The organism is Streptomyces inhibens, assembly GCF_003389455.1.
GTDB classification, from domain to species: Bacteria; Actinomycetota; Actinomycetes; order Streptomycetales; family Streptomycetaceae; genus Streptomyces; species Streptomyces inhibens.
This window is the reverse complement of the sequence record NZ_QUAC01000058.1, coordinates 1-12,857: the sequence shown is the minus strand read 5'-3', so window position 1 is coordinate 12,857 and position 12,857 is coordinate 1. Positions and strand designations below refer to the sequence as shown.

Annotated in this window: 10 protein-coding genes; 5 read left to right on the top strand and 5 right to left on the bottom strand. The window is 72.3% G+C overall.

The window, feature by feature from the left end; genetic code table 11:
• Positions 1 to 3: 3 nt before the first annotated feature.
• Positions 4 to 1,431 (top strand): MFS transporter, encoded by a 1,428-nt coding sequence (locus tag DY245_RS08545; RefSeq protein WP_128505210.1) that lies wholly within the window; start codon positions 4 to 6, stop codon positions 1,429 to 1,431.
• Between the two features lie 193 nt (positions 1,432 to 1,624).
• Entirely contained in the window at positions 1,625 to 2,194 is a 570-nt protein-coding gene (gene thpR, locus DY245_RS08540; RefSeq protein WP_128505207.1) for an RNA 2',3'-cyclic phosphodiesterase, read from the top strand.
• A 236-nt stretch (positions 2,195 to 2,430) separates the two neighbouring features.
• On the opposite strand, the gene DY245_RS08535 is transcribed toward thpR, so the two are convergent.
• Entirely contained in the window at positions 2,431 to 3,429 is a 999-nt protein-coding gene (locus DY245_RS08535; RefSeq protein WP_128505205.1) for an aldo/keto reductase, read from the bottom strand.
• A 124-nt stretch (positions 3,430 to 3,553) separates the two neighbouring features.
• A complete protein-coding gene (locus DY245_RS08530) occupies positions 3,554 to 4,282 on the bottom strand; it encodes a GDSL-type esterase/lipase family protein (RefSeq protein WP_181923586.1) in 729 nt (242 codons plus the stop codon).
• 123 nt (positions 4,283 to 4,405) lie between these two features.
• Here DY245_RS08530 and DY245_RS08525 point away from each other — a divergent pair, with 123 nt between their 5' ends.
• On the top strand, positions 4,406 to 5,401 hold the full coding sequence (locus tag DY245_RS08525; protein ID WP_128505203.1) for a hypothetical protein: 996 nt from the start codon (positions 4,406 to 4,408) through the stop codon (positions 5,399 to 5,401).
• Positions 5,402 to 5,427: 26 nt separating this feature from the next.
• Here DY245_RS08525 and DY245_RS08520 read toward each other — a convergent pair whose 3' ends face one another.
• From DY245_RS08520 to DY245_RS08510, 3 genes are all read right to left on the bottom strand, one after another.
• Entirely contained in the window at positions 5,428 to 5,880 is a 453-nt protein-coding gene (locus DY245_RS08520) for a PPOX class F420-dependent oxidoreductase (protein WP_128505201.1), read from the bottom strand.
• Between the two features lie 193 nt (positions 5,881 to 6,073).
• Positions 6,074 to 7,192, bottom strand: coding sequence for a phosphoserine transaminase (gene serC, locus DY245_RS08515; protein ID WP_128505199.1), 1,119 nt, complete (start codon positions 7,190 to 7,192; stop codon positions 6,074 to 6,076).
• A gap of 95 nt (positions 7,193 to 7,287) precedes the next feature.
• Positions 7,288 to 8,295: a helix-turn-helix transcriptional regulator gene (locus tag DY245_RS08510; RefSeq protein ID WP_128505196.1), complete on the bottom strand. Its 1,008-nt coding sequence runs from the start codon at positions 8,293 to 8,295 to the stop codon at positions 7,288 to 7,290.
• Between the two features lie 54 nt (positions 8,296 to 8,349).
• On the opposite strand from DY245_RS08510, the gene DY245_RS08505 reads away from it, so the two are divergent.
• Positions 8,350 to 9,804 (top strand): FAD-binding oxidoreductase, encoded by a 1,455-nt coding sequence (locus DY245_RS08505; RefSeq protein WP_128505194.1) that lies wholly within the window; start codon positions 8,350 to 8,352, stop codon positions 9,802 to 9,804.
• 81 nt (positions 9,805 to 9,885) lie between these two features.
• Positions 9,886 to 12,813 (top strand): FAD-binding and (Fe-S)-binding domain-containing protein, encoded by a 2,928-nt coding sequence (locus DY245_RS08500; RefSeq protein ID WP_128505192.1) that lies wholly within the window; start codon positions 9,886 to 9,888, stop codon positions 12,811 to 12,813.
• The last annotated feature ends 44 nt before the right edge of the window (positions 12,814 to 12,857 follow it).

Here is a 12,857-nt window from a genome sequence, read left to right as displayed (position 1 = left end):
ACTTTGAGTACGGGATCCGGAGCACACTCCGCCCCCGCACCGAACTCCCAAGAAGACACGGTTTCCGACGCGACCGCGACCACACCGGGCACCGCCCCGGGTATCGCCGCAGGCCCCGCCGCCACACCGCGCAAGGGCACGTTCAGCTCGCTACGCATACGTAACTACCGACTCTTCGCCACCGGCCAGATGGTGTCCAACACCGGCACCTGGATGCAGCGCATCGCCCAGGACTGGCTGGTGCTCAGCCTCACCGGTTCGTCCGCCGCGGTCGGCATCACCACCGCGCTGCAGTTCCTGCCGATGCTGCTCTTCGGCCTCTACGGCGGCGTCATCGCCGACCGCTTCGCCAAGCGCAGGCTGCTGCTGCTCACCCAGTCCGCCATGGGCCTCACCGGCCTCGCCCTCGCCGTGCTCACGCTCAGCGGCCAGGTGCAGGTCTGGCACGTCTACCTGGTCGCCTTCGCCCTCGGCCTGGTCACCGTCGTCGACAACCCCGCCCGGCAGGCCTTTGTCTCCGAGATGGTCGGCCAGGACGAACTGCGCAACGCCGTCAGCCTCAACTCCGCCAACTTCCAGTCCGCGCGGCTGATCGGGCCGGCCGTCGCCGGTGTCCTGATCACCGCCTTCGGCAGCGGCTGGGCCTTCCTGTTCAACGGCCTGTCGTTCATCGCGCCGGTCGCCGGCCTGCTGATGATGCGCACCGCCGAACTCCACAAGGTCGACCGGGTCCCGCGCAGCAAGGGCCAGTTGCGGGAGGGCCTGCGGTACGTGTCCGGGCGCCCCGACCTGATCTGGCCGATCGTCCTGGTCGGCTTCATCGGCACCTTCGGCTTCAACTTCCCGATCTGGCTGACCGCGTTCGTCTACCACGTCTTCCACGCCGGTGCCGGCACATACGCCCTGTTCAACGGCCTGATGGCGGCCGGCTCCCTGATCGGCGCGCTGCTCGCGGCCCGCCGCGCCGGCTCCCGGCTGCGGCTGCTGGTCGGCGCGGCCATGCTCTTCGGCGCCCTGGAGATCACCGCCGCGGCCGCACCGTCCTTCTGGATCTTCGCGGCGCTCCTCGCGCCCATCGGCATGGTCGGCCTGACCATCAACGTCACCGCCAACTCCAGCGTCCAGATGGCCACCGACCCGCTGATGCGCGGCCGGGTGATGAGCCTGTTCATGATGGTCTTCATGGGCGGCACCCCGCTCGGCGCACCCGTGGTCGGCTGGGTCACCGACACCTTCGGCGCCCGCGTCGGCTTCCTCGTCGGCGGCGCGATCTCGATGGCGGCCGCGGCCCTCATCGGCCTGATCCTCGCCCGCGTGGGCGGCCTACGCCTCAAGATCGACCTACGCCGCGGCCATCAGCACGTCGCCTTCGTGCCACGGGTCGCGGACGGCACACCGCCAACGGAGAAGGAGCTGGCGGCGGTGGCGTAGGCCGAACGTGGTGGCTGATCGCCGCCGTCGGCGGGAGCTTTGCGCGGTGATCAGCCACAATCTTTTCCCGCCGCGACGGCGATCAGCCGCAATCTTTTCCCGCCGCGATGGCGATCAGCCACAGCGGTGAGAGTTCGGCGGAATATGGGACGGCAGCCAGCGCGACGTGGGCCGACGTGGGCACACTGACCGCATGAGACTCTTCGCCGCCGTCCTTCCCCCCGCCCCCGTGCTCGAAGAACTGGCCGCCGAGGTAGCGCAGTTGAAGAAGCTCCCGGCGGCCGACCGGCTGCGCTGGACCGGGCGGGGCGGCTGGCACTTCACGCTGGCGTTCTACGGCGAGGTGCACGAGGACATCCTCCCCGAGCTGCATGAGCGCCTGGGGCGCGCCGCCCACCGCAGTGCCCCCTACGAGCTGCGGATCGCCGGTGGCGGGCGCTTCTCGGACCGGGTGGTGTGGGCCGGGGCGGACGGCGACCGGCCCGCCATGCGCAAGCTCGCCGACTCGGCAGCGGCGGCGGCCCGCCGGGCGGGCGTATCCATGGAGGAGGAGCACCGCCCGTACACCCCCCACCTGACGCTCGCCAGGAACCGCGTCGCCAACCTGGACCTCGCCCCGTACGCGATCGCCCTCAAGGACTTCGCCGGCGCGTCCTGGACGGTCGAGGCGCTTTCCCTGATGCGCAGCCATCCGCCCGTGCCCGGCGTGGCGGGCACGCAGCCCCGGTACGAGGAGATCGCCTCCTGGCCGCTGGGCCACTGAGGCACAGGCCTCCCGCCCCCCCCCGCGACCGGGGCGTTGAAATTGTTCGGGTCCACCCCGGTTACGCTCAGAGGGTGGATCCCAAAACCCGTAACCGGATCATGTCCGGACTGTTCGCCGTGCTGCTCATCGTCGTGATCGTGGCGGCCGCGGTGCGCTGAGACCTGCCGCGGCCCCGCCGAGCGCGCCGGGGACCGCCCGGCCGGCCGGAACCGGCGGCCGGGCGGTCACGGTGTTCACCAGGCGAACGCCTCCGGGCTCGGCCCTGGGCCGGGGAAGATCTCGTCGAGCGAGGCGAGAAGATCGTCCGGGAGGGTCAGCTCGACGGCGCGCAGCGCGGAGGCGAGCTGCTCGGCGGTGCGCGGGCCGACGATCGGGCCGGTGACGCCGGGGCGGGTGAGGAGCCAGGCCAGGGCGACCTCGCCGGGTTCCAGACCGTGCTTGGCGAGCAGGTCCTCGTAGGACTGGATCTGGGCGCGGATCGTGGGGTTGGCGAGGGAGTCGGCGGAGCGGCCGGAGACCGAGCGCGCCGCGCCGCCCTCGCGCTCCTTGCGGAGGGCGCCGCCCAGCAGCCCGCCGTGCAGCGGGGACCAGGGGATGACGCCGAGGCCGTAGCCCACGGCGGCCGGGATGACCTCCATCTCGGCGCGTCGCTCGGCGAGGTTGTAGAGGCACTGTTCACTGACCAGGCCGTACGAACCGCGCCGGGCGGCCGTCTCGTTGGCGCGGGCGATGTGCCAGCCGGCGTGGTTGGACGAACCGGCGTAGAGGATCTTGCCCTGCTGGATCAGGACGTCGATGGCCTGCCAGATCTCGTCCCAGGGCGTGTCCCGGTCGACGTGGTGGAACTGGTAGAGATCGATGTAGTCGGTGCCCAGCCGCTTGAGGCTGGCGTCCACCGCGCGCCGGATGTTGAGCGCGGAGAGCTTGTCGTGGTTGGGCCAGACCTTGTCACCGTCCGGCGCCATGTTCGCGTAGACCTTGGTGGCCAGCACGGTCTTGTCGCGCCGGCCGCCGCCCTTGGCGAACCACGAGCCGACGATCTCTTCGGTACGGCCCTTGTTGGCGCCCCAGCCGTAGACATTGGCGGTGTCGAAGAAGTTGACGCCCGCGCCGAGCGCCGCGTCCATGATGGTGTGGCTGTCGGCCTCGTTCGTCTGAGGCCCGAAGTTCATCGTCCCGAGGACGAGTCGGCTGACCTTGAGTCCGGTGCGTCCGAGCTGCGTGTACTTCATGGTTGCTCAGCCAACTCGTTCGAGCGCGCTCGAAGCAAGGGCCGTACGGGCGGTACGGGGCCGCCGCCTACCGCGGCGGCCGTCACCTGGCCCGGTACCGCGAAGTTGGCGAGGCGGAAGAGCGTCAGGGCGACGGAACGGGTTCGCCTACGGGTCCACCTACGGCTTCGTCCGGGGACCCGTAGGGCGCCCCGACCCCCCAGGCCTGATGCATCGCATCGGCGAACGCCCCGGCCAGCAGCCGCTCCCCGCACTCCGACGGATGCGTCCCGTCGTACGTGGCGCGATCGATCTCCCACCCGCCCGGCACGGAGGCCAGCAGCAACGGCGAGCCGGGGGTGGAGAGATCGGCGACCGCCTTGGCCAGCAGTTCGTTGAAGCGCTCGCACTGTGCGCCGAAGGCGGTGTCCGTCGCGGCCCGCACATTGGGTATCACCGGCATCAGCACGGCCCGTATGTGCGGCGCCGCCGCCCGGGCCTGCGCCATGAACTCCCGCACATTCTCCGCGGTCTGCTCGGCGTTCGTATAGAAACCGAGATCGATCAGGCCGAGCGAGACCAGCAGCGTGTCGGCGTCGTACCGGCGCACCGCGTCGCCGATCAGCGGCGCCATGTGCAGCCAGCCCTCGCCCCAGCCGGCGAGATGGCGCCGGGCCTCATCGGGAAAGCCGGGGTCGCCGTAGTCGTACGAGGTGGGGGCGCCCTCGACGGGGTCATGGAGCGCATGGCGCGGTCCGACGATGCGGTACGGGCCGCCGAAGGTGGCGTTCAGGTGCTGCCACATCCGGTAACGCCAGGTGAAATCGCCGGTGCTCCCAATAGTCATCGAGTCGCCGACGAACATGATCCTCATCCGGCCATGATGGCCGAGAACCCCTACCGCCTGGTACGTGACGCTGGCCACGCGCCGCCGTGGCGCACCGGTACGACCGCCGCCGGGCCCACGCACCGCACCCCGGGATGGCAGTCTGTGCCCATGCGTTCGCTTCTGTGCGCGGCCGGTGCCGCGGGGATCCTGTGGGCGGCGGCCGCCGTACCCGCCGCCGCCGACGAGCCCGACGGCTTCACCATCAGCGATCCCCGGATCACCGAGTCCAGCGGCCTGGCCGCCAGCCGCGTGCACCCCGGGATCTACTGGACCCACAACGACAGCAACGACGGCCCCTACCTCTACGCCGTCGACGGCAAGTCCGGCCGTACGGTCGCCCGGATCACACTGCGCGGCGTCGGCTCGCCGCGCGATGTCGAGGCGATCTCGATCGGCCCGGACGGCAATCTCTACGTCGGCGATATCGGCGACAACCTCGGCGGCACATGGGGCCACGTCTGGATCTACCGCCTCCCCGAACCGAAGCAGCTGCGCGATGCCACCGTCACGGCCACCCAGTTCGATGTGAAGTACGCGGACGGCCCACGGGACGCCGAAGCGCTGATGGTGCACCCCAAGACCGGCCGGGTCTATATCGCCAGCAAGAAGCAGGGCGGCGGCGGTGCGCTCTACGAGGGCCCGCGGCGGCTCACCACCTCCGGCACCAACACCTTCCGCAAGGTCGCGCCGATCGACCTGTGGGTGACCGACGGCGCGTTCTCGCCCGACGGCACCCGGCTGGTGATGCGCAGCTACTTCGGCGCCCGGATCTACCGCTGGCAGGACGGCCGCCCGAAGGACCTCGGCAGCGTGGGCGTACCCGTCCAGCAGCAGGGCGAGTCGGTCACCTTCACCCCCGACGGGCGCACCCTGATGTACGGCTCCGAGGGCCACGAGAGCGACGTCAAGCCGGTCGGCCTGGCCGACGACCAGCTGCCGGACTCGGTCAAGGACGATCCGGGGAATGGCGATGACCCCAACAACCCTGGCGAGAAGGGGAGTTCGGGGAAGGAGCTGGATCCCGGCTTCATCAAGGGCGCGATGGTCCTGGCGGTAGGGACGGCGCTGGTCGTGGCCCTGCGGAGGCTGCTGCGGCGGCGATAGCTGCGGCGATAGCGGCGACGGGGCCGCTACAGGCCGAGCCCCTCGCCCTCCGTCGGCAGCTCACCCCCCGCCTCCCCTTCCCCCTCGACCAGCCGCAGTTCGTAATGGAGCGTCTCTTCCTTCTTCAGCCGGTGCAGCAACGGCACCAGCAGCCCGTGGATCAGCGGATACTTGCGGGTCAGCGAGCGCTCGGCCCGCCGGTACTCCCGGGTCCGCGGATCCAGTAGCCGCACCCGCGCCTTGACGGGTGTCCCGGTGGGCCGGCCGCGCCAGGTGGCGGCACAGATCTCCACCTCCGGGAAGTTCCGCATCCGCTTGGTCTTCCAGGCGCTGCCGTACGTACGGATGTAGGCGTGATCGCCGTCGACGGCGATATTGACCGGTGTGCCGACACCGGTGCCGTCCCGCTTGTACGTGGTGAGCAGAATCGCCCCCTGCCGCTCGAAGGGGGCCAGGCCGGGGCTCGGGGCAGTCGTCATGCCTCCCATACAGGCACATCCGACCCGTTTCGTCATGCCGCGATGCGTCCGTTCGGGCGGCTCCGGGGGCACGCGCTCCCTCAATATGGCTATACGGCCACACGGCTTGACGCGCCGTCGTCCGGCCCGGAGCGACGAACAGGCCCCGGCGATTGCCCGCCGGGGCCTGTTCGGACGCGTTACCGCGGCACGCTCACAGCTGGCCGATCACGTAGTCGATGCAGGCCGTCAGGGCCTCGACGTCCGACGGGACGATCGCCGGGAACATCGCGATCCGCAGCTGGTTGCGGCCGAGCTTGCGGTAGGGCTCGGTGTCGACGATGCCGTTGGCGCGCAGGGCCTTGGCGACGGCGGCCGCGTCGATGTCCTCGTTGAAGTCGATCGTGCCGATGACCTGCGAGCGCTTGGCCGGGTCGACGACGAACGGGGTGGCGTACTTGGAGTCCTCGGCCCAGCCGTAGAGGGTGCGCGAGGAGGTGGCGGTACGGCGCACCGCCCAGTCCAGGCCGCCCTGGCCGTTCATCCACTCCAGCTGCTCGTTGAGCAGGAAGAGGGTGGACAGCGCCGGGGTGTTGTACGTCTGGTTCTTCAGGGAGTTGTCGATCGCCGTGGGCAGCGAGAAGAACTCCGGGATGTGGCGGCCGGACGCGTGGATGGCGCGGGCGCGCTCCAGGGCGGCGGGGGAGAAGGCCGCCAGCCACAGACCGCCGTCGGCGGCGAAGGACTTCTGCGGGGCGAAGTAGTAGACATCGGTCTCGGTGATGTCCACGGGGAGGCCGCCGGCACCGGAGGTGGCGTCGACCAGGACCAGCGCGCCCTCGTCGGCGCCCGCAACGCGCTTGATGGGCGCGGCGACACCGGTCGAGGTCTCGTTGTGGGTGAAGGCGTAGACGTCCACGCCCTGCTCCGCCTCGGGGTCCGGGTGGCTGCCCGGGGCGGCGGAGATGACGGTGGGCTCCTCCAGCCACGGCGCCAGCTTGGCGGCCTTGGCGAACTTCGAGGAGAACTCACCGAAGCTGAGGTGCTGGGACTTGCGCTCGATCAGACCGTGCGTCGCGATGTCCCAGAACGCGGTGGAGCCGCCGTTGCCCAGGACGACCTCGTAGCCCTCGGGGAGCTGGAAGAGGTCGCGTACGCCGTCGCGCACCTTGCCGACCAGGTTCTTGACCGGGGCCTGGCGGTGGGACGTGCCGAGAAGGGAGCTACCGGTGGCGGCGAGGGCGCCGAGCGCCTCCGTACGCACCTTGGAGGGGCCCGCGCCGAAGCGTCCGTCGGCGGGCTTGATGTCAGCGGGAATCTGGATATCAGCCACGGAGGAAGCCTAATCCGTCGTGCTGCGGGGTCCGGCGGCGCGTCCAGCGGGTGAGATGAAAGTAGTTCGTACGGTGGACGGGGCCGGATGGGGGCCTATGGGGGCGGGGCGTCCTGTGTGTACATCTCGGCGACGGCGGCCGCCGAGCGGGCCAGCATCCGGCGGGCCTCGGGCGGGTCGAGCACCTCCAGGGAAGCGCCGAACTGGAGCAGCTGGTGGACCGCGCCGAGGACCGGGTAGGCCAGCTCGATGACGGCCCAGCCGTCGTCGCCGCGCTCCGCCGTCTTCTCCCCGTCCCCGATGTCACCCGTACGTGGTGGGCCGGCCAGCGCACTGCCGAGGATCCGTACCGCCAGATCCAGCCGGTCCCGGCGGATCCGGGCGGTCACCCGTACGTTGGCGGGCCGGTCCTCCACCTGTTGCCGCAACTGCCGCCAGACCTCGGCGAGCTCCACGCCCGCGCGGCGCCGCACCGGGACGTCGGTGAGGGCGGCGGACGCCACCCGGTCGGCCCGGAAGAGCTGTGGCCGGCCGCGCCGGTCCGCGACGAGGTACCAGGTGCCCGCCTTGGCCACCAGCCCGTACGGATCGACGGTGTAGGTCCGCAGCCGGGTCTCGCCGCTGTGGCGATAGCGGATGCGCAGCCGCAGATCGGTGAAGACCGCGGTGTTCAGGGCGTCGAGGTCGACCGCGGGGCGGGGGCCGCTCAGCCAGCGGTCGGGGTCGACCAGGATGCGGCGGCCGGCGAGTTCGGCGGCCGGACGGTGTGGCGCGGGCAGCGCCGCCATCACCTTGCGCAGCGCGGAGCCGAGTGCGTCGTCCAGGCCGAGGGCGGTGTGCGCCCCCTGCGCGGCCAGGATGAACAGCGCACGGGCCTCGTCGGTGGTCATCCCCGTGACATCCGTACGGAAGCCGGGCAGCAGGGCGATCCCGCCGTGCCGGCCGCGCTCCGCGTAGACCGGCACACCGGCCGCCGACAGCGACTCGATATCGCGGTAGACGGTCCGGGTGGAGACCTCCAGCCGCTCGGCCAGCTCGCCGGCCGGCACCCGGCCGCGGGTCTGGAGGATCAGGAGGATCGAGAGCAGACGGTCCGACTTCACAGCCGAATTTATATATGACGGCGGGTGTCAAGTTATCGCGGCAGAGTGCGGGGCATGGAGATCAACGACCTTGTGCCGACGCCCGCCCCCGCCCTCGACCCGACAGCCCTCGCCGCCCTCGTACGGCAGGTGCAAGGCCCGGTCCTCGTCCCCGGCGACGAGGGGTACGACGCCGAGCGCACCGGATTCCAGCTGGCGTACCGGCACCGGCCGGCCGTCATCGTCGGGGCCGAGTGCGCCGACGATGTGGTCGCCGCCGTGCGCTTCGCCCGCGACCAGGAGCTGCCGGTCGCCGTCCAGGCCACCGGGCACGGGCTGTCCGTGGCCACCGACGGCGGGCTGCTGATCAGCACCCGGCGGATGAACGACGTACGGGTGGACGCCGCCGCCCGCACCGCGCGGGTCGCGGCGGGCGTGGTCTGGGGGCAGGTCATCGAGGCGGCGGCGCCGCACGGGCTCGCGCCGCTGAACGGCTCCTCCCCGGGCGTCGGCGTCATCTCGTACACCCTCGGGGGCGGTGTGGGCCTGCTGGCCCGTACCTACGGATTCGCCGCCGACCATGTGCGGTCCATCGATCTCGTCACCGCCGATGCCCGGCAGCTGCACGTCACGATGGACAGCGAGCCCGAGCTGTTCCGGGCGCTGCTCGGCGGCGGTCACGGCTTCGGGGTGGTGACCGCGATGGAGTTCGCGCTGCTGCCGGTGGCCCGGCTCTACGGCGGGCAGCTGGTCTTCGGCGGTGAGCAGATCGACGAGGTGCTGGCGGCGTATCTGCGCTGGACCGAGACCGTCCCGGACGAGCTGACGTCCTCGCTCGCGCTGATCGCCTACCCCGACATCCCGCAGCTGCCCGAGCCGCTGCGCGGCCGCCATCTCGCGCAGATCCGGATCGCGTACACGGGCAGCGCCGCGGACGGCGAGAAGCTGGTGGCGCCGCTGCGCGCGGTGGGGCCGCGGGTGAGCGACGATCTGCGCGAGATGCCGTACGCGGACTCGGACACCATCCACCGGGACCCCAGCGACCCGCACACCTACGACGGGGACAACGCGCTGCTCAGCGGGGTGGACGTGGAGGCGCTGCGGCGGGTGGCCGCGCTGACGGGGCCGGCCGCGCCGGTGATGTGCGTGGTGCAGTTCAACCATCTCGGGGGCGCGCTGGCCGGGCCGGGGCAGGCCGGCGCGGTCGGCCACCGCGCTGCCCGGTTCGCGCTGCGGGTGCTGTCACCGCTGGACGGCAGCGATCTCGCGACCGTACGGGCGCTGCATGCCGAGGCGCTCGCGGTGGTCGCGCCGTGGTGGCTCGGCCGTAACGTGAACTTCCTGTTGGGCCGGCACGGGGAGCGGCCGGACGCGGCACAGGTGGCACGCAGTGTGCACGGTGCCGAGGAGCACCGGCGGCTGGCCGGGCTGCGGGCCCTGCACGACCCGGAGAACGTCTTCCGCTTCCACCATGCCGCGAGCGGGGCGGCGGACCGCGAACCGGCCGTCGCGGCATCCGTCCCCCGGTAGTCCGGCACGTGCAGGCAATCCGTCCCCGGTTCATGGCTTGCCGCGGGCCCATGAACCCGCTTCAGTGGGCAGGCTGGGGACATGGCTGATCGTACGGAGACGGAGAAGCGGGACCTGGCGAAGGAGTTGGCGGCCGCGGTGCGGGGGGAGGTCTCGTTCACCGCGGCCGACCGGGCGCTGATGACGATGGACGCGTCCAACTACCGGCGGGTGCCCAGGGCGGTGGTCGCGCCACGGGACGCGGAGGATGTCGCGGCGGCGCTGCGGGTGTGCCGGGAGCACGGTGTACCGGTGGTGCCGCGGGGCGGCGGGACCAGCATCGCGGGGCAGGCGACCGGCGTCGGTGTGGTGCTGGACTTCACCCGGCACATGCGGCGGATCGTGTCGCTGGACGCGGCGGCCCGCACCGCCGTCGTCCAGCCGGGCGTCGTCCTGGACGACCTGCGGGCGGCGGCCGCCCCCCACGGCCTGACCTTCGGGCCCGACCCCTCCACCCACAGCCGCTGCACCCTCGGCGGCATGATCGGCAACAACTCCTGCGGCGCGCACTCGGTGGCCTGGGGCACCACCGCCGACAGCGTCCGCGAGCTGGAGCTGCTGACGTACGGCGGCGAGCCGGTACGGGCCGGCCGCGGCACCGACCCCACCGGCGGCCCCACCGGACTGCCACAGCGACTGCGGGACGGCGTAAAGGCGCTGGTGGACGGCGAGTTGGCGCTTCTGCGCACCGGCTACCCCGACCTCCCGCGCCGTATCTCCGGCTATGCCCTGGACGCGCTGCTGCCGGAGGCCGGCACCGACCTGGCGCGGGCCCTCACCGGCAGCGAGGGCACCCTCGGGGTGCTGACCGAGGCGACCGTACGGCTGGTGGAGACGCCGGCCGCGCGGGCGCTCGCCGTCCTCGGCTATCCGGACGAGAGCGCGGCCGCCGAGGCCGCACACACCCTCCTTCCGCACCGTCCGCTGACCGTTGAGGGGATGGCCGCCGACCTGGTGGGCAGCGCGGCCGGGCTGCCCAAGGGCGGTGCCTGGCTGTTCGTGGAGATGGGCGGCGCGAGCCCCGGTGAGGCGGTGGCCCGGGCCGAGGCGCTGTGCCGGGCGGCCGCCGCGGACGGCACCACCGACCACACGGTGGTCGCCGACCCGGCCGGTCAGCGGGCGCTGTGGCGGGTCCGCGAGGACGCCTCCGGCACCGCCACCCGGATGCCCGATGGCAGCGAGGCCTGGCCCGGCTGGGAGGACTGCGCCGTACCGCCCGCCCGGCTCGGCCCGTATCTGCGGGACTTCCGCGCCCTGCTGGACCAGCACGGTCTGCGCGGCACGCCCTACGGCCACTTCGGCGACGGCTGTATCCACATCCGTATCGACTTCGATCTGCTGACCGCCCCCGGCATCCGCCGCTTCCGCGCCTTCTCCTACGACCTGGGCGAGTTGGTCGTCTCGCACGGCGGCTCGCTGTCCGGCGAACACGGCGACGGACAGGCCCGCGCCGAGCTGCTGCCGAAGATGTACGGGCCGGAACTCGTCGCCCTCTTCGGCCGCTTCAAGGACCTGTGGGACCCGGCCGCCGGCCTCAACCCCGGCATGCTGGTACGCCCCGCCCGGCTCGACGAGAACCTCCGCTTCGAGCTGCTGCCGAAGCGCCCGGTCCCGGTCGCATTCGGCTATCCGCACGACAACGGCGACTTCTCCGCGGCCGTACGCCGCTGCGTGGGCGTCGCCAAGTGCCGCAATGCCACGACCGGCCCGGGGTCGGCGGACGTCATGTGCCCGTCCTTCCGCGCCACCGGCGAGGAGCAGCACTCCACCCGGGGCCGGGCCCGGCTGCTGCACGAGATGCTCGCCGGCGAGGTGATCACCGACGGCTGGCGGTCGCCGGAGGTGCATGAGGCCCTCGATCTGTGCCTGTCCTGCAAGGGCTGCCGCAGCGACTGCCCCGTGGGCGTCGACATGGCCACCTACAAGGCGGAATTCCTGCACCACCACTACAAGGGCCGGCTGCGCCCCGCCGCGCACTACTCCATGGGCCGCCTCCCCACATGGCTGTACGCCGCCGCCCCGGCAGCCCCCGCCCTCAACGCCCTCGCCCGTACGCCGCTGGCCGACCTCGGCAAACGGCTCGCGGGGATCGCGGCCGAGCGGCCGATCCCCCGCCTGGCCACCGATCCGTTCACGCGGTGGTGGTGGCGGAGGCGGAAGTCGACGCCTTCCCCCAAGGCCCCGTCCGGCCGCACCGTGATCCTCTGGCCCGACACCTTCACCAACTTCCTCTCCCCGCAGGTGGGCCGCGCCGCCGTACACGTCCTGGAGGCCGCCGGCCTGCGCCCCCTCCTCCCGCCGACCGCCCCCCTGCGCCAGCCCGGCGGCGCCGTACCCCAGCCCAGCCTGCCCCGTCTGCACCGCCCGCCCCTGTGCTGCGGTCTGACCTATGTCTCCACCGGCCAGCTCGACCGGGCGCGTACGGTCATGCGCCGCACGGTCGACGTACTGAGCCCCCTGCTCCGCGACGGCCGCCCCCTGGTCGTCCTCGAACCGAGCTGCGCCGCCGCCCTGCGCACCGACCTCCCCGAACTGCTCTTCGACGACCCCCGGGCCGCCCGACTCGCCTCCTCCGTACGCACCTTCGCGCAGGTACTGGAGGAGCTGGCCCCCGACTGGCAGCCGCCCCGTATCGACCGCCCCGTCGCCGGCCAGACCCACTGCCACCAGCACGCGGTCCTCGGCGACGCGGCCGACCGCCGGCTGCGCGAACGCGCCGGTCTCAGCGGGCAGTTGAGCGGCGGCTGCTGCGGCCTGGCCGGCAACTTCGGCTTCGAGCGCGGCCACTACGACGTCTCGGTGGCCTGCGCAGAGGACCAACTCCTGCCCGCCGTACGGCAATCCGCCGCCGACACGGAGATCCTCGCGGACGGCTTCTCCTGCCGTACGCAGCTGGACCAGCTGGGCAACCGCCCCGGCCGCCATCTGGCCGAGGTGTTGGCGGAGGCGTTGGGGGAGGAGAGCGGCTGAGCCCGGCGCCCGGCCCGCCGGGGGGCGCACCCCACCCGGCGGGC

Coding starts and splice junctions, on each gene's coding strand:
- DY245_RS08520 (WP_128505201.1), bottom strand. CDS start 5,880: ATGACGACTGCCCCGAGCCCCGGCCTGGCCCCCTTCGAGCGGCAGGGG.
- DY245_RS08530 (WP_181923586.1), bottom strand. CDS start 4,282: ATGAGGATCATGTTCGTCGGCGACTCGATGACTATTGGGAGCACCGGC.
- DY245_RS08535 (WP_128505205.1), bottom strand. CDS start 3,429: ATGAAGTACACGCAGCTCGGACGCACCGGACTCAAGGTCAGCCGACTC.
- DY245_RS08500 (WP_128505192.1), top strand. CDS start 9,886: ATGGCTGATCGTACGGAGACGGAGAAGCGGGACCTGGCGAAGGAGTTG.
- DY245_RS08505 (WP_128505194.1), top strand. CDS start 8,350: ATGGAGATCAACGACCTTGTGCCGACGCCCGCCCCCGCCCTCGACCCG.
- DY245_RS08525 (WP_128505203.1), top strand. CDS start 4,406: ATGCGTTCGCTTCTGTGCGCGGCCGGTGCCGCGGGGATCCTGTGGGCG.
- thpR (WP_128505207.1), top strand. CDS start 1,625: ATGAGACTCTTCGCCGCCGTCCTTCCCCCCGCCCCCGTGCTCGAAGAA.